Origin of the sequence: Actinokineospora cianjurensis, assembly GCF_003663795.1 — a bacterium.
GTDB classification, from domain to species: domain Bacteria; phylum Actinomycetota; class Actinomycetes; order Mycobacteriales; family Pseudonocardiaceae; genus Actinokineospora; species Actinokineospora terrae.
Genome location: NZ_RCDD01000001.1, coordinates 1,010,177 through 1,024,990, shown reverse-complemented (window position 1 = coordinate 1,024,990; position 14,814 = coordinate 1,010,177). Strand labels below are relative to the sequence as shown.

The 14,814-nt window shown below is 71.8% G+C and carries 18 protein-coding genes; 14 read left to right on the top strand and 4 right to left on the bottom strand.

From position 1 onward, the window contains the following. Window positions 1-312 precede the first annotated feature (312 nt). The 8 genes from CLV68_RS04835 to CLV68_RS04800 all read left to right on the top strand — a co-directional run bounded on the left by CLV68_RS04835 (window position 313) and on the right by CLV68_RS04800 (window position 5,847). Complete coding sequence (locus CLV68_RS04835) at window positions 313-1,203, top strand: LmeA family phospholipid-binding protein (protein WP_121389342.1); 891 nt, start codon at window positions 313-315, stop codon at window positions 1,201-1,203. After that, a complete protein-coding gene (locus CLV68_RS04830; RefSeq protein ID WP_170224082.1) occupies window positions 1,203-1,616 on the top strand; it encodes a thioredoxin family protein in 414 nt (137 codons plus the stop codon). Before CLV68_RS04835 ends, CLV68_RS04830 begins: the two co-directional genes overlap by 1 nt. A gap of 260 nt (window positions 1,617-1,876) precedes the next feature. Continuing rightward, a complete protein-coding gene (locus CLV68_RS04825; protein WP_121389341.1) occupies window positions 1,877-2,335 on the top strand; it encodes a DUF4395 domain-containing protein in 459 nt (152 codons plus the stop codon). Next, on the top strand, window positions 2,332-3,165 hold the full coding sequence (locus tag CLV68_RS04820) for a sulfurtransferase (RefSeq protein ID WP_121389340.1): 834 nt from the start codon (window positions 2,332-2,334) through the stop codon (window positions 3,163-3,165). The genes CLV68_RS04825 and CLV68_RS04820 overlap by 4 nt, the downstream gene beginning before the upstream one ends. Before the next feature lie 40 nt (window positions 3,166-3,205). After that, window positions 3,206-3,511 carry a DUF1416 domain-containing protein gene (locus CLV68_RS04815; protein ID WP_121389339.1) on the top strand — a complete coding sequence of 102 codons (306 nt, stop codon included), beginning with the start codon at window positions 3,206-3,208 and terminating at the stop codon, window positions 3,509-3,511. Between the two features lie 209 nt (window positions 3,512-3,720). Continuing rightward, entirely contained in the window at window positions 3,721-4,362 is a 642-nt protein-coding gene (locus CLV68_RS04810) for a heme-binding beta-barrel domain-containing protein (protein WP_121389338.1), read from the top strand. Window positions 4,363-4,375: 13 nt separating this feature from the next. Next, window positions 4,376-4,990 carry a 5-oxoprolinase subunit B family protein gene (locus tag CLV68_RS04805; RefSeq protein ID WP_121389337.1) on the top strand — a complete coding sequence of 205 codons (615 nt, stop codon included), beginning with the start codon at window positions 4,376-4,378 and terminating at the stop codon, window positions 4,988-4,990. Then, entirely contained in the window at window positions 4,987-5,847 is an 861-nt protein-coding gene (locus tag CLV68_RS04800; RefSeq protein ID WP_121389336.1) for a 5-oxoprolinase subunit C family protein, read from the top strand. The genes CLV68_RS04805 and CLV68_RS04800 overlap by 4 nt, the downstream gene beginning before the upstream one ends. Before the next feature lie 19 nt (window positions 5,848-5,866). Here the strand turns inward: CLV68_RS04800 and CLV68_RS04795 are convergent, their stop codons facing one another. Together CLV68_RS04795 and CLV68_RS04790 are read right to left on the bottom strand one after the other, a co-directional pair. Continuing rightward, on the bottom strand, window positions 5,867-6,154 hold the full coding sequence (locus tag CLV68_RS04795; RefSeq protein WP_121389335.1) for a hypothetical protein: 288 nt from the start codon (window positions 6,152-6,154) through the stop codon (window positions 5,867-5,869). A gap of 105 nt (window positions 6,155-6,259) precedes the next feature. Beyond that, the gene (locus tag CLV68_RS04790) at window positions 6,260-7,102 is read right to left on the bottom strand and encodes an aminodeoxychorismate lyase (protein ID WP_121389334.1); all 843 of its coding nucleotides are present in this window, start codon (window positions 7,100-7,102) and stop codon (window positions 6,260-6,262) included. Window positions 7,103-7,209: 107 nt separating this feature from the next. Here CLV68_RS04790 and CLV68_RS04785 point away from each other — a divergent pair, with 107 nt between their 5' ends. The 5 genes from CLV68_RS04785 to CLV68_RS04765 all read left to right on the top strand — a co-directional run bounded on the left by CLV68_RS04785 (window position 7,210) and on the right by CLV68_RS04765 (window position 11,294). Further along, window positions 7,210-7,590 (top strand): transcriptional repressor, encoded by a 381-nt coding sequence (locus tag CLV68_RS04785; RefSeq protein ID WP_170224338.1) that lies wholly within the window; start codon window positions 7,210-7,212, stop codon window positions 7,588-7,590. Continuing rightward, window positions 7,587-8,705, top strand: coding sequence for a CAF17-like 4Fe-4S cluster assembly/insertion protein YgfZ (gene ygfZ / locus CLV68_RS04780; RefSeq protein WP_121389333.1), 1,119 nt, complete (start codon window positions 7,587-7,589; stop codon window positions 8,703-8,705). The genes CLV68_RS04785 and ygfZ overlap by 4 nt, the downstream gene beginning before the upstream one ends. A gap of 156 nt (window positions 8,706-8,861) precedes the next feature. Continuing rightward, window positions 8,862-9,710: a beta-keto acid cleavage family enzyme gene (locus CLV68_RS04775; RefSeq protein WP_121389332.1), complete on the top strand. Its 849-nt coding sequence runs from the start codon at window positions 8,862-8,864 to the stop codon at window positions 9,708-9,710. A gap of 55 nt (window positions 9,711-9,765) precedes the next feature. Continuing rightward, the gene (locus CLV68_RS04770; RefSeq protein ID WP_121390971.1) at window positions 9,766-10,335 is read left to right on the top strand and encodes an RsiG family protein; all 570 of its coding nucleotides are present in this window, start codon (window positions 9,766-9,768) and stop codon (window positions 10,333-10,335) included. Window positions 10,336-10,352: 17 nt separating this feature from the next. Further along, entirely contained in the window at window positions 10,353-11,294 is a 942-nt protein-coding gene (locus CLV68_RS04765; protein ID WP_245782557.1) for an asparaginase, read from the top strand. A gap of 1,040 nt (window positions 11,295-12,334) precedes the next feature. Here CLV68_RS04765 and CLV68_RS04760 read toward each other — a convergent pair. Beyond that, complete coding sequence (locus CLV68_RS04760) at window positions 12,335-13,219, bottom strand: DUF8083 family protein (RefSeq protein ID WP_121389331.1); 885 nt, start codon at window positions 13,217-13,219, stop codon at window positions 12,335-12,337. A 217-nt stretch (window positions 13,220-13,436) separates the two neighbouring features. Between CLV68_RS04760 and CLV68_RS04755 the strand changes: the two genes are divergently transcribed. Next, window positions 13,437-13,619, top strand: coding sequence for a DUF3073 domain-containing protein (locus CLV68_RS04755; protein ID WP_092781678.1), 183 nt, complete (start codon window positions 13,437-13,439; stop codon window positions 13,617-13,619). A 116-nt stretch (window positions 13,620-13,735) separates the two neighbouring features. Here CLV68_RS04755 and CLV68_RS04750 read toward each other — a convergent pair whose 3' ends face one another. Next, window positions 13,736-14,794 (bottom strand): NADH:flavin oxidoreductase/NADH oxidase, encoded by a 1,059-nt coding sequence (locus CLV68_RS04750; protein ID WP_121389330.1) that lies wholly within the window; start codon window positions 14,792-14,794, stop codon window positions 13,736-13,738. Between the last annotated feature and the right edge of the window lie 20 nt (window positions 14,795-14,814).

The following is a 14,814-nucleotide window of genomic DNA, read 5'->3' as shown; positions in this document are numbered from 1 at the left end:
GCGTCACACGCCGACCAGCGGTCACCGGGGTGGACGCGCAGCTCAGGGCGGTCGTGTTACGGCGTCGTAAATCCTGCGTCCACCAGTGCGTCACCCGCGATCGCCGGATTAGCGAGCGGGTCGGAATTCGATTTGTGAATGCGGCGTTACCGCGCCGATCACCGCGGCGGGCAACGCGGCGCGGGCCCGGCACGTCCACTTGGCGACGCGTCCGGAGCAGCCGGAGCGGGCTGCGGAATCATGGGGGACGTGCCGTACCGGCGCCCAGCGGGTAGGTAGCAGTGGACGAGACGTGACAAGACGGGTGACGGGATGACGACGATGACGAACTCCGGCGCGAACACGGGTGGGCCGTCCGCGGCCCCCCGACGCCGTTCGAAGGCGGTGCGCAGGCTCGTCATCGCGCTGCTGGTGCTGGTGGCGCTGCTGGTCGCCGCCGACTTCGGCGCCGCGGCGGTGTTCGAGCACGAGGTGTCCAAGCGCGCCCAGCAGCAGTTCGACCTGCGCGACCACCCGTCGGTGAAGGTCGGCGGGTTCTCGTTCCTGCTGCAGGCCGCCGCAGGCGAGTACGACCTGGTGACCATCGACGCGAAGGGGGTCCCGGTGAAGGACACCCTGCGCGATGTCGACGTGCACGCGGACCTGCGCGGGGTGCAGGCGCCGCTGTCGGACCTGGTGAGCGGGTCGCTGACCCAGGTGCCGATCCGCGAGGTCGAGGGCCAGGTGCGGATCAAGGCCGCCGACGTGAACCGGGCCATCCAGGAGAACTCCAACGAGGTCGTGTCCGCCATCACGAACCTGACCATCGACCCGGTCAGCGAGAAGGCGGTCAACACCGCGCCAGCCGAGGGCGAGGAGACCGAGGAGGACGGCGCGGAGGTCGCCGACCAGGAGGGCACCACCGCCGGGGTGAAGCTGTGCGGCACCGTGGCGATCGCGGGCCAGGAGACCGAGCTGTGCGTGTTCTCGATCGTCTCGCTCGACGGCGGCGCGGTGACCATCGCCCCGAAGCGGCTGGAGCTGCGCAACGGCGGGTCGGACGTGAAGCTGCCGACGGCCATCCAGGGCAAGGTGCTGCAGCTGTTCACCCGGCGCCTCGACCCGGGCAGCCTGCCGTTCAAGGTGACGCCGACCTCGGTCACCGTCGAGCGGGGCGTGCTGTCGGTCAAGGGCAAGGCCGAGAACCTGGTGCTGGGCCGCTGATGACGGGTCTGTATGTCGCGCTGGGCACCGTGGCCGTCGCCATGGTCTTCGGGTTCCTGGTCCGGACGCTGGGCGGTCGGGCCAGGCCGTCGACCGCGGGCGCGGTGCCCGACGAGCTGCGCGCGGTGCTCGACCCGGGTGCCGCGGTGACCCTGGTGCAGCTGTCCACCGAGTTCTGCGGCACGTGCAAGCAGACGCGGGTGCTGCTGGCCGAGATCGCCGACGGCACCGCGGGCCTGGCGCACGCCGAGGTCGACCTGACCGAGCAGCCGGAGCTGGCCAAGCGGCTGGCGGTGCTGCGGACGCCGACCACCATCGCGGTGGGCGCCTCGGGGGCCGAGCTGTTGCGCGTCGGTGGGATCCCGAAACGTGAAGTGCTGCTCACCTCGCTGCGGCCGCACCTGCCCGCCTAGATCAGCCGCCACCTGCGATTACGCCGAGCGCAATGCCGACTTCGCCCGTCCCACCCACTGGACGGGCCTTCTCATGCCCGGGTCGGCGGCGGGTACTCTCGCCGCCGTGTGCAGCATCCTGACCAGGCGCCGCGCGGTGGACTTCTGCCGCGTGCACAGCAGCCTGTGTCGGAGCGACTGACCGGGCGATCCACCCGCGGCGCCGACGCGCCCGTGGCCGCCCTCACCGGACCCCACCCGTGTGCAGGTCAGGAGGCCACATGCCCACACCCCGAGATCCCCGGCCCAGCGTCGACCCCCGAGGTCCGCGCTTCGCCGCCTGGCTGACCAGCGCCGTGCTCGTCGTCGTGCTGACCACCGGCTGGTGGCCGCTGCTGGCGGCCCAGGCCGTGGTGTTCGCGCTCGGCGGCTTCGCCGGGCTCCGCCACTCCCCGTACGCGGCGCTGTACCGGGCGTTCGTCGCGCCCAGGCTGAAGCCGACCGACGAGCGCGAGGACGCCGCCCCGGTGCGGTTCGCGCAGAGCGTCGGGTTCGGCTTCGCCGTCGTCGGCGTGCTCGGGTACGCGCTCGGGGTCGCCCCCCTCGGCATCGTGGCGACCGCGTTCGCCCTGGTGGCCGCGTTCCTCAACGCCGCGTTCGGGTTCTGCCTCGGCTGCGAGGCATATCTGCTGATCAACCGCCTGTCCATCAAGCAACGGAAAGTGGGAACCGCCCGATGAGCCGCGAAGACGTGCTGGTTTCGGCCGCGTGGGCCGAGGAGAACCTCACCGCAGGGGGGGTGGTGTTCGTCGAGATCGACGAGGACGCCAGCGCCTACGACACCGGGCACATCCCGGGCGCGGTGAAGATCGACTGGCGCAACGACCTGCAGGACCCGGTCCGCCGCGACTTCGTCGACCGCGCCGGCTTCGAGAAGCTGCTCTCCGCGCGCGGCATCGGCAACGACGACACCGTGATCCTCTACGGCGGCAACAACAACTGGTTCGCCGCGTACGCGTACTGGTACTTCAAGCTCTACGGCCACCAGTCCGTGAAGCTGCTCGACGGTGGCCGCAAGAAGTGGGAGCTCGACGGCCGCCCGCTCGACGCCGACGCGGTGACCCGCGAGGCGACCACCTACACCGCCCAGGAGCAGGACCTCTCGCTGCGCGCGTTCCGCCAGGAGGCGGTCGACGCGATCAACACCAAGAACCTGGTCGACGTGCGCTCGCCCGACGAGTTCTCCGGCAAGCTGGCCGCCCCGGCGCACCTGCCGCAGGAGCAGGCGCAGGTCAAGGGCCACATCCCGACCGCGATCAACGTGCCGTGGAGCAAGGCGGCCAACGAGGACGGCACCTTCAAGTCCAACGACGAGCTGCGCGAGCTCTACAAGGACGCGGGCCTCGACGAGGGCAAGGCGACCATCGCCTACTGCCGCATCGGCGAGCGCTCGTCGCACACCTGGTTCGCGCTGCACGAGCTGCTCGACTACTCGGACGTGAAGAACTACGACGGGTCGTGGACCGAGTACGGCTCCCTGGTCGGCGTGCCGGTCGAGGTCGGCGCCTAAGCACTTCCCGACCAGACCGGTCGGGACGGAAAGGACAGTCATGAGCTCTTGTGGAGCACCGGAGCAGGGCACCGCTCTTCCCGCGAACGTGGACGCGGGCAAGGAGGTCGTGCTCGACGGCAAGGTGACCAGTGGTGACACGCCGGTCGAAGGCGCCTTCGTGCGCCTGCTCGACGCCAGCGGGGAGTTCACCGCCGAGGTCGTGTCCTCCGCCGGGGGCGACTTCCGGTTCTTCGCCGCGCCCGGTGAGTGGACCGTGCGCGCGCTGCACCGCAGCGGCAACGGCGAGGTCAAGGTGAGCGCGGACGGCCCCGGGCTGCACAAGGTCGCCGTGTCTGTTGGCTAGACAAGCCGTTGGCTAGTAGTGGTGCGGGAAAGGCCCCGGGCAGTGCCCGGGGCCTTTCCCGTGGGACCAGCGCCACGCGTGGACCGGGCCGCCGGGCGGTATCCTCTGCCCGTGGAAATCTTCTTCACCTCGCTGTTGGTCCTGGTGGGCCTGTTGACCACCTGGTTCGCCGGGTACGTCGTCTACCGCCTCTACGCCGACCAGCGTTGATGCCCGCTGACGCGACCGGGCCGGTGCCCGGCAGCGGTGACGCGGCGATCCAGGCGGCCGCGGAGCGCGCGGGGGTCACCGGGCACCGCAACATCCCCCAGTTCGACGACCTGCCGATCCCGGCGGACACCGCGAACCTGCGCGAGGGCCCCGAGTTCAACGACGCCTGCCTGGCGCTGTTGCCGCTGGTCGGGGTGTGGCGCGGGGAGGGCGAGGTCGTCTACCCGACCATCGGCGGGCCGTTCAAGTACGGCCAGCAGATCACCTTCGCCCACGACGGCCGCCCGTTCCTGCACTACGAGGCGCGCGCGTGGCTGCTCGACGACGAGGGCAAGGTGATCCGGCCCGCCGCGCGGGAGACCGGGTTCTGGCGCCCGCAGGCCGACGACACGATCGAGGTGCTGCTGGTGCACGCCACCGGCGTCTCGGAGATCTACTACGGCTCGCCGCGCACGCAGACCTCGTGGGAGCTGGACACCGACGTGGTGCTGCGGACCTCCTCGGCGAAGGAGGTCAACGCGGCGAAGCGGCTCTACGGGCTGGTCAACGGCGGTGACCTGGCCTACGTCGAGGAGCGGGCCATGGTCGGCCAGGAGTTGCAGCCGCACACCTCGGCGTACCTGCGCCGCGTGGTCGGCTGACCCGAGCACCCGGATGCGGCTGCGGCGGTGTGGGCCGGACGCGGTGCTGGTCGAGGTCGACTCGCTGGGCGAGGTGGCCGCTGCCCGGGCCGCTCTCGCCGGGCTGCCTGGTCTGGTCGAGCTGGTCCCCGCGGCGCGGACGGTGCTGGTGTCGTTCGAGCCGGGTTCGCCCGGGTTGCGGCAGGTCCAGGCGGTGTTGGAGCAGGCTGATCTCTCGGCCGCGCCGGTCGGTGACGCCCGTGACGTGACCCTGCCGGTGGTCTACGACGGTGCTGATCTGGAGTTGGTCGCGGAGACGGCGGGGCTGAGCGTCGATGAGACGATCGCCCTGCACTCGGGCGCGGACTACACCGTGGCCTTCTGCGGTTTCGCTCCCGGCTTCGCGTACCTGACGGGCCTACCCGAGCTGTTGCAACAGCCTCGGCTCGATAGCCCCCGCACGCGCGTTCCGACCGGATCCGTTGGCGTGGCCGGGGAGTTCACCGGCATCTACCCGCGCTCGTCGCCGGGCGGATGGCGGTTGGTGGCAAGACTCGCCGATGACGCTGCCGCGCTGTTCGACCCGACCCGTGAACCGGCCGCGCTGCTGTCCCCGGGCGATCGCGTCCGCTTCGAGGTGGTGTCGTGAGCCGCGTGTTGACCGTGCTCGCCACCGGCCCACTAGCCCTCATCGAGGACCTCGGCAGACCCGGCCACGCCCACCTCGGCGTACCCCCGTCCGGCGCCTTGGACGTGCCGTCGCTGCGCCTGGCGAACCGGTTGGCGGGCAACCCGGAGGACGCGGCGGGCATCGAGTGCGTCCTCGGTGGACTCTCGCTGCGCGCGGGGTCGTCCTGCACGGTGGCGGTGACCGGGCCGAGCGTGCCGGTGCGGGTCAACGGGCGGCTGGTCGACTCGCACGCGCCGGTTCACCTGCGCGGCGATGACGTCGTGGCGCTGGGCACGCCGTTGTCCGGGGTCCGCAACTACCTGGCCGTCTCCGGTGGGATCACCGTGCCGCCGCAACTGGGGTCCCGCTCGACCGACCTGCTGTCCGGGATCGGCCCCGCGCCGCTGGCAGTGGGGGACGTGCTGCCGGTGGGCGACCCGGTCGGGCCGCCGATCGGCGAGGACGCGGTGCCGCCGCCGAGCCCGGCCGACTTCCTGGCGGTGCCGGTGGTGCTCGGTCCGCGCGACGACTGGTTCGCCGACGCGGGCGCCCACCTGGCGGCGGCCGTGTGGTCGGTGTCGCCGGAGAGCAACCGGGTGGGGCTGCGGCTGCTCGGCGACCCGCTGCGGCGCGCGCCCGGGTTCGACGGCAGGGAGCTGACCAGCGAGGGTGTGGTGACCGGCGCGATCCAGGTCCCGGCGAACGGCCGTCCGGTGGTCTTCCTCGCCGACCACCCCACCACCGGCGGGTACCCGGTGGTGGGGGTGGTCCCCGAGCGATACCTGGCCGCGTTGGCCCAGGCCAGGCCAGGTACGCGGATCAGGCTCCGCGGCTGACGGGTGGCGCGTTGGCCGATCAGGCCCTGGCGAGCAGGTACTGGTCGTTCCACCAGCAGTTGGACGAGGGCCTCGTCGCGGTGTAGGTCCAGCCCGCTGGCACGCGACAGGCCCAGAGCCCGGGCTCGGGCAGGGTCACGTAGTACAGCGGTTCACAGCCCACGTCGGCCCGCACCATGACGTAGGTGTAGCCGGCGGGCACGGTGCGGCACGACCATCTGTACTCGGCCGCGCTCGCGGGCGTGGACAGCGTGGTGGCCGCGAACACGGCAGCGCACACGAGTCCGAGGATCTTGCTGGGTTTCACGAATCTCCGCCTCTCGCCGGGGACCCCGTTCCGGGGCTGTTCCAGCACAGCAGGCGGACCTCGGCCGCACATCGCCTGATTGGTTGAACCAATTTGGGCCGGACGTCAGTACTCGGCCTCGTACAGCGCGTTCAGCGTGGTGCCGAGGTCGGTCGCGTCGGGCAGCGCGGCGCCGTCGAGGGTGTGCACGCGGGTGACCTTGCGGACACTGGAGACGACGAACAGGCCGTCGGCGGTGGCCAACTCGTCGGCGCGCAGCGGCTCGACCTTGGTCGACCACCCCGCCCGCTCGGCGGCGCGGAACAGCGCGCCCTGGGTGGTGCCGGGTAAGACGCCGCTCGACGGCGGCGGGGTGCGCAGCGTGCCGCCGCTCGCCACGACCACCGTGGAAGTCGGTCCTTCCAGGACGGTCCCGTCGTCGCCGACGAAGATCACCTCGTCCACGCCCAGCTTCTCGGCGTGCCGCATGGCAGCCATGTTGACCGCGTAGGACAGCGTCTTGGCGCCGAGCAGCAGCCACGGGGCGCGCTCGACGACGGCCGGGTCGAACCCGCGCTCCAGGGTCACGGCGGTGACGCCCGAGGTCCGGTTGCGCACCGCCCGACCACCGATGGGCAGGCCGATCGCGTACCCGGTCGGACCGCCGCCGCTGTACTCGGGGCCGCGGGTGTAGACGAGCTTCACCGCCATCTCGCCCGGCTCGGTCCACGCGCCGATCACGACCCCGACCAGGCGCTCCCAGGCCGCGAGGTCCGGTGCGGGCAGCTCCAGCATCGCCGCGGACCGGCCCAACCTGGCCAGGTGCGGGCCCAGTTCCCTGGGCTGCCCGTCGACCACCAGCACGGTCTCGAACACCCCGTCGCCCCTGGTCAGGCCCAGGTCGTCGACCCTGATGTGCGGGGCACCCGGGTCGGCGAGGGTTCCGTCGAGCATCGCCAGCACGCGCATGCGGCGAACCCTACGCGGGCGCAGGCCCTAACATCGAACAGGTGGACACCGCCCACTCGCTGGAGGACCGACGCGCGCACCTGCGGGCCACCCTGCACGAGCGCGGCATGCGGATGACACCGCAGCGCCAACTCGTGCTCGACGCCCTGCTGGTGCTGGAGCACGCGACCCCCGAGCAGGTCTGCGCGCACGTCCAGCGCGCGACCCCCACGGTGAACATCACCACGATCTACCGCACGCTGGAGCTGCTGGAGGGTCTCGCCCTGGTCCGGCACACCCACCTCGGGCACGGCGCGCCGACCTACTCGGTGCACGAGCACCAGCACGTCCACCTCGTCTGCCACCGCTGCGGCCACGTCGTCGAGTCGCCGAAAGCGGTCATGGACCAGCTGTGCGGAACACTGCGGGCCACCCACGGGTTCGAGCTGGATGCCAGCCACCTCGCGCTGTCCGGAACGTGCCAGACCTGCTCCCAGGAGACCCCGTGACCGACCGCTCCCCGATCCTCGACCAGCAGGGCGCCGTCCCGGCCCCCGAGAGCGCGGCGTCGGCGGTGCCGTGGCACTTCGGCGACCCGTTCGCCGAGCAGCGCAGCGCGGCGCGCAAGGTCGCCGTGGTGGACCGCTCCGACCGCGAGGTGATCGCGGTGCCCGGCCAGGAGCGGCTGACCTGGCTGCACCTGGTGATCTCCCAGCACGTGACCGACCTCGCCGACGGCGCGGGCACCGAGGCGCTGGTGCTCGACGGGCAGGGCCGGGTGGACGCGCACATGCTGCTGGCGCACGTGGACGGCACGGTCTGGCTCGACACCGAGCCCGGCGCGAAGGCCAGTGGGGTGCGCGGTGAGCCGATGCGGTTGCTGGAGTACCTGCTGCAGATGGTGTTCTGGTCCAAAGTGGAGCCCCGGGACGCCACCGCGGAGCGGGCGGTGCTGACCCTGGTCGGCCCGGAGACGCCGGACCTGCTGGCCACAGTGGACCTCCCGGTGCCCGCGGCGCCGTACGGGGTGGCCATCGCCCACGACGTGATCGTCCGCCGGATGCCGTGGCCCGGCCACGACGCGGTCGACCTCCTGGTCCCCAGGGCGGAACTGGTGGCGTGGTGGACCCGGCTGACCGAGGCGGGCGCCCGGCCGATGGGCAGCCTGGCCTTCGACGCACTGCGGGTCGAGTCGCTGCGGCCGCAGCTCGGGGTGGACACCGACGAGAAGACGATCCCGCACGAGGTGAACTGGATCCACGTCGCCGCGCACGTCGCCAAGGGCTGCTACCGGGGCCAGGAGACGGTCGCGAAGGTGCACAACGTCGGCCGCCCGCCCCGCCGGATGCTGCTGCTGCACCTCGACGGCGCCACCGACGTCCTGCCGGACACCGGCGCCGTCGTCCACGCCGGTGAGCGCGCGGTCGGCCGGATCGGGTCGGTGGTGAACCACCACGAGCTCGGCCCGATCGCGCTGGCGTTGATCAAGCGGTCGGTCGAGCCGGGCACGGACCTGGTGGTCGGCACCGGCGAGGAGACCACCCAGGCATCGATCGACCCCGACTCCGTGCCCGACGACACGCCCGCCCTGGGTCGCAAAGCCGCACAGGGTCTACGCGGCTGACTCGGCGCGGAGAGCTTGCGGACGCCGCCCCCGCACAAAGCGAGTCCGACCCATCGAGCACCGGGTATCGGGGCTTCGCGGCAGCCGGGTGAGAGTGCCCGGTCCGGACGCCACGAGGGTTGTGGGTGGGCCGGGCGGCTGTGCCAGTATCGCGCCATGTCACCGTCGACGCCCCGTCCTGGCAGCTCCGGCACGTTGATCACGGTCGCCCCCACCGGGGCCGAGCACAGCAAGGCGGATGTGCCGAACCTGCCGGTCACCCTGGAGGAGTTGGTGCGCACCGCGCGCGACTGCGAGCGGGTCGGCGCCGCCATGATCCACATCCACGTCCGGGGCGACGACGCCGAGCCGACGCTGGACCTCGGGCGGCTCAAGGAGACCGTGGCCGCGGTCCGCGAGAACACCCGGCTGATCGTGCAGCTGTCCACCGGCGGTGCGGTGACCGACCCGGAGTCGGCCAGGTTGGCCGTGCTCGACGCCATGCCGGACTCGGCGTCGTGCACCATGGGGACGGTGAACTTCGGCGACGACGTGTTCCTCAACCGCTGGGAGTTCATCGTCGCGCTGCACAAGGGCATGCAGGAGCGCGGCATCGTGCCGGAGTACGAGATCTTCGACCTCGGCCAGCTGACCTCGCTGCGCAGGCTCATCGACGAGCACGGCCTCCCCGCGGGCGGGCACGTCCACCTCGACCTGGTGATGGGCGTCCCCGGCGGCATGCCGGGCGACACCGAGACGCTGGCCGCCGCGCTGCGGCTGATCCCCGAGGGCGCGACGTTCTCCGCGACCGGGGTCGGCCGGGCGAGCCTGCCGGTGCTGCTGGCGAGCCTGTCCGCCGGTGGCCACGTGCGGGTGGGGATGGAGGACACGCTGTCCTACGCCAGGGGCGAGCGGGTACGGGACAACGCCCAGCTCGTCGCCAGGGCGGCCGGGCTGGCCAAGATCGCGCAGCGGCCGCCGGTTGGTCCGGAAGAGTCGAGGGTACTTCTGGGGGTGGCGAGCTGAACGCGGTAGTCGTCAAGATATGGCGATCGAGCACCGAGTGGCGGAGGATGTGCCCGTGATCGAAGTCCGCCCTGGAGGGCGCAGGCGCATCGACAGGGTGTTGTCGCCTGAGTACGTCGAGGGGCTGGCCGGGCTTGGCCTGGTCGAGGTCCGCGCGCGCCGCGACGACGCCGCGCAGGAGGAGACCGACCTGTCCTACCTGCGCAGGCTGCTGCACGGCCGGATCGACATCGTGCGCGCCGAGCAGCGGCGCCGGGCCAACGGCGAGTCCACCTCGGTGGTCGACCAGCTCGCGGTGATCCTCGCCGACAACGCGGTCGGCCCGGCGACGGGCTCCGGCCGCTACCAGACCATGGAGCCGTCGCGGGCGGAGGCGCACCGCAGGCACGTGGAGGCGCTGGTGTCCGACGCGGACCTGTCCGACGTCGGCGCGCTCGCCGACGACCGGCTGGCGCTGGCGCTGCTGACCTACCAGCAGGAGGAGGCGTCGGTCTCCCAGCGCAGGCGCGAGGTGCAGAAGGTGATGGACCTGCTCAACGACGAGATCGGTGGCCGGTACCGCGCGGGCAGCGCGTCGGTCGACGACCTGCTCGCCGCTGAGCGCGGCAAGGGAGAGCAGCGCTGAACCCCGTCCTGGTCGAGGTGTTGCGGTCCGGTTTCGTCGAGTCGATCCACCGGGGCTCGGTGGTGGTGCTCGACCCCGACGGCCGGGTCCGGCTCGCCCTCGGTGAGGTCGACGAGCCCGTTTTCACCCGTTCGTGCAACAAGCCGTTGCAGGCCCTCGGGTTGCTGCGGGCCGGTCTGGACCTGCCCGACGACGCCGATCTCGCGGTCGGCTGCGCGTCGCACAGCGGTGAGGCCGAGCACGTCGAGCAGGTGCTGGGGATCCTGGCCAAGAACGGGCTCGCCGAGTCCGACCTGGGCTGCCCGCCGGACTGGCCGCTCAACCAGGCGGCCCGCAACCGGGTGATCGCGGGCGGCGGCGGCAAGCGGGCGGCGGCGATGAACTGCTCCGGCAAGCACGCCGCGATGGTCGCGACCGCCGCGCAGCAGGGCTGGTCGGTGCTCGACTACCTGGACCCGGACCACCCCGCCCAGTCCGCCATCGCCGACGCCGTCGAGGACATGACCGGCGAGCGGATCACCTCCATCGGCGTCGACGGCTGCGGCGCCCCCCTGTTCGCGCTGACCCTGCGCGGCCTGGCCACCGGCTACACCCGCCTGGTCACCGCCGCCCCCGGCACCCGCCGCCGCCGCGTCGCCGACGCCATGCGCGCCCACCCCCACCTGGTCGGCGGCACCGACCGCGACGACACCGAGCTGATGCAGGCCATCCCCGGCCTGCTGGTCAAGGGCGGCGCGGAAGGCGTCCACGCCATGGTCCTGGCCGACGGAACCGCCATGTCCATGAAAATCGACGACGGCGCCCCCCGCCCCAGAACCCCGATCCTCGTCGGCGTCCTCCGAGCCCTCGGCTACGACGCCCCCGAACTAGAAGAAAAAGCCGAACGAGACGTCCTAGGCGGCGGAGTCCCCGTAGGCGCCGCCCGCCTAACCGACGGCCTACTAGACACCCTCGTCTAGCCCCCGCCTCCAAGCCCCGCGCCCCCACCCTCAGCGGCCCCCCTCTCAGCGCAAGCCTCCCGCCGCTCAAGATCAACTCCGCTCCGGGGGCCCACCCTCCCGGGGCCCGGGGCCCCATCTCTGAACCTACCGCCCCCGCCGTTCTGTCAATAGGGCTCGGCCGACGGCTGTGGATGGTTGGCGGGGTTGTGGACAAGTACTTGTTCTGCCCCATTCATCGGCGCGAAGCCACCGATCCAGGCCGGTCCAAAACTCAGCGACGTTAACCCCCACCCGGCCTTCACGATCGTTGGCCCCCACGCGCCCCTCTACGACGGTGGTCTCCACCCGGCCCTCACGATCGTTGGCCCCAACGCGCCTGCCACAGGCGTTGGTCCTCACGCGCCCCTCTCACGCGTTGGCCCCAACCCGCCCCTCACAGACGTTGGCCCTAACGTGCCCCTCGCAGGCGTCGGCCCCCACGCGCCCCTCTACAACGATGGTCTCCACCCGGCCTTCACGATCGTTGGCCAACCACGCGCCCCTCTCAGGCGTTGGCCCCAACGCGCCCGCCACAGGCGTTGGTCCTCGCGCGCCCCTCACAGACGTTGGCCCTAACGTGCCCCTCGCAGGCGTTGGCGCAACGCGCCCCTCACGGACGTTGGCCCGAAACCGCTCCTCGGATCCGCTGGTGCCAGGCCGGCTCGATGGGGTGGACTTGTTTTGTGTGGGGGGACAGCAGCCGTAGCGTCGTTCACGCGGCAGGGCCTGCTTTTGGGCCCCTGCTTTGTGGTTCTGCCACGGTTGTTGTAGGGGCCCCGCGCAAAACAAGTTCGCCGCATCGAGCTTGCTCGAAACTCGCGCCCCGGCCAATGCCGAAGGCGAGGCGTTCACCGTCGATGGCGCAGCCGAGTACGAGAGCCGCAACCCCTCAGCTCAAGATCAAACCCGCCACAGCAGCCCTGATATACAGCTTACGGGCAGGGGCCGACAAAACGCCCAGAGCGGCTCAGCCCCCTGTGGACAACCCACAGTGGACACCCCACCCACCACGGACCCCCTCAGTTCCGCTGCTCCCGCTGCGCCAACCCCGACCAAAACGCCCGCAACCGATCAAACCGCTCCCCCACCGGCCCCGGATCCGACGCCTCGATCGCGTCCAAGATCGCGTGCACATCCTCAGCCGACGTGTCCTCCATCAGCTCCTCATCCGACAGCAGCTGCACCAGCCCCCCGTAGTCGAGCTCCACCGCCGACCCGTCATCGAAGTTCTCCAGCCACCGAGCCGTATCGGCCAGAACCTTCGTAGGACCAGTCTCACCGAAGGTCTGCACCGCGAGATCATGCGCGCGCTCGACCCGGCGGAGGGCGTCGCCGTGGCTGGAGCGCCAGTAGAGCTGGCGGCGGGGGTCTTCGCGGGGGGCGAGGACGATGTGGCGTTGGGTCGGGTCGAAGAGGGCGAACCACGGCAGGGGGACGGTCCAGGTGGTGGAGACGACGTGGACGGCGCCGCTGGGGAGGTTGGCGAGGACTCGGGTGGCCTGCTGCCTTACCCGGTCGGGTGACGCGGTCAGTACCGCGTCGCGGAGGGCGGGGCCCGCGGTGGCGAGGAAGCCGACCATGGCGGCGGCGGAGCGGGCGCGGAGGTCCAGTGGGCAGACGAGCGGGCCGGGGCCGCAGGTCGCCTCGCCGGTGGGGACCTCGGCCGGGTCGATCACCAGGAGGTCTCGCAGGGCGCTCGGGGAGGGTCGGCCGTCGCGCGACTCACCCGGGAGGGCTGCTCCGATCTGGTGTGACTTGAGCCATACCTCGCGCTCCCGGACCGGGGCGTCCAGCCGGTCGACCGGGCCCGCCTCGATCGCGGCTCTCAGCAGGTCAGCGAGGGGTTCGTCGAACGAGGACAACGGTTCGTACACCCGCAGGTAGGCGACGAACGGACGAGGCACCAGCCCATCGTTTCACGGACCGCTACCGCGGCGGCGTCCAGGAAGGTGAACGGGTGGTGATCCGGGCGGCGTTCGCGGCGATGTCAGGTTCTGCACACCGTGCCGCGTCGCATCGAACCCCTTCGGCACGGTACGGTAGTTAGCAGGAATCAACTGTCGACATCTACGGGGCCGCCGTTCCCCCGGCCGCCCCGTCACTGTGCGAGGGGGTCGAGCCATGGGGCGCGGCCGAGCTAAGGCCAAGCAGACGAAGGTGGCCCGGGAGCTCAAGTACAGCTCACACCACACGGACTTCGACGCCCTGCAGCGCGAGCTGTCGGGCGGCCAAGAGGACGGTCACGAGAGCAGTGACCGGTTCGACGACTCGTCCGACGACGAGTACGACGACTACCGGCGGTGAATCCGGGGTCCAGTGCCCCGGTGCTGGACCCCTGACCCCGCTTACCCCCTCACCTGCCCCGTGCGGCTGCCCCACGCCCCGGTACTCCCGGATGGTGGGACAGCCGCGTGGCACGCTCAGAACGCCCGCGCGTACTGGGCAGGCGGGGTGTCCTCCGCACCCAGTGCGGCTGCCGCGCGCCTCGGCCAGTACGGGTCGCGCAGCAGCTCACGGGCCAGCAGCACCAGATCGGCAGCCTCGTCCGCGAGGACCTGCTCGGCCTGGTGCGGGTCGGTGATCATGCCGACCGCCGCGGTGGCCACCTCGGCCTTGCGGCGCACGGCGTCGGCGAAGGGGACCTGGTAGCCCGGCCCGACCGGGACCCGCGCGGTGGCCACGTTGCCGCCGGTCGACACGTCGATCACATCGGCGCCCGCGTGCGCGAGTGCGCGCGCGATCTCCACGGTGTCGTCGACGGTCAGCCCGCCCTCGGTCCAGTCGGTGGCCGACACCCGGACGAACACCGGGAGGTCGGGTCCGACCGCGGCCCGCACGGCGCGGACGACGGCGAGTGGGAAGCGCAGCCGTCCGGCCTGGTCGCCGCCGTACTCGTCGGTCCTGGTGTTGCTCAGCGGCGACAGGAACTGGTGCAGCAGGTACCCGTGGGCGGCGTGCACCTCGACGACCTCGAAGCCCGCCGCGACGGCGTTGCGCGCGGCCTGGGCGAAGGTCTCGACGAGCGCTTCGACCTCCGTCGGGGCAAGCGCTTGCGGGACGGGGTAGCTCGCGCTGAACGGCTGGTCGGTGGGTCCGACGGTCTGCCAGCCGCCCTCGGCGACCGAGCCGTCGCCGTCGTCCCACGGCCGGTAGACCGACGCCTTGCGCCCGGCGTGCCCGAGTTGCACCCCGGGCACCGAGCCCTGCGCCTTGATGAACGCGGTGATCGGCCGCCACGCCTCGACGTGCGCGGCCGACCAGATGCCGGTGTCCTGCGGGCTGATCCGCCCGGCCGGGTCGACCGCGGTGGCCTCGGCGAACACCAGGCCGGCGCCGCCGACCGCCCGCGACCCGAGGTGGACCAGGTGCCAGTTGTCCGGCAGGCCGTCCTCGGCGCTGTACTGGCACATCGGGCTGACCACGATCCGGTTGGGCAGGGTGACCGACCGGATGGTCAGCGGGGAGAAGAGCAGGCTCACGGGTCCTCCAGGAATCAGTT

Bases quoted from the DNA above. Each gene is read 5' to 3' on its own strand.
- CLV68_RS04835 (WP_121389342.1), top strand. From the start codon at position 313: ATGACGACGATGACGAACTCCGGCGCGAACACGGGTGGGCCGTCCGCG.
- CLV68_RS04830 (WP_170224082.1), top strand. From the start codon at position 1,203: ATGACGGGTCTGTATGTCGCGCTGGGCACCGTGGCCGTCGCCATGGTC.
- CLV68_RS04825 (WP_121389341.1), top strand. From the start codon at position 1,877: ATGCCCACACCCCGAGATCCCCGGCCCAGCGTCGACCCCCGAGGTCCG.
- CLV68_RS04820 (WP_121389340.1), top strand. From the start codon at position 2,332: ATGAGCCGCGAAGACGTGCTGGTTTCGGCCGCGTGGGCCGAGGAGAAC.
- CLV68_RS04815 (WP_121389339.1), top strand. From the start codon at position 3,206: ATGAGCTCTTGTGGAGCACCGGAGCAGGGCACCGCTCTTCCCGCGAAC.
- CLV68_RS04810 (WP_121389338.1), top strand. From the start codon at position 3,721: ATGCCCGCTGACGCGACCGGGCCGGTGCCCGGCAGCGGTGACGCGGCG.
- CLV68_RS04805 (WP_121389337.1), top strand. From the start codon at position 4,376: ATGCGGCTGCGGCGGTGTGGGCCGGACGCGGTGCTGGTCGAGGTCGAC.
- CLV68_RS04790 (WP_121389334.1), bottom strand. From the start codon at position 7,102: ATGCGCGTGCTGGCGATGCTCGACGGAACCCTCGCCGACCCGGGTGCC.
- CLV68_RS04785 (WP_170224338.1), top strand. From the start codon at position 7,210: ATGCGGATGACACCGCAGCGCCAACTCGTGCTCGACGCCCTGCTGGTG.
- CLV68_RS04775 (WP_121389332.1), top strand. From the start codon at position 8,862: ATGTCACCGTCGACGCCCCGTCCTGGCAGCTCCGGCACGTTGATCACG.
- CLV68_RS04755 (WP_092781678.1), top strand. From the start codon at position 13,437: ATGGGGCGCGGCCGAGCTAAGGCCAAGCAGACGAAGGTGGCCCGGGAG.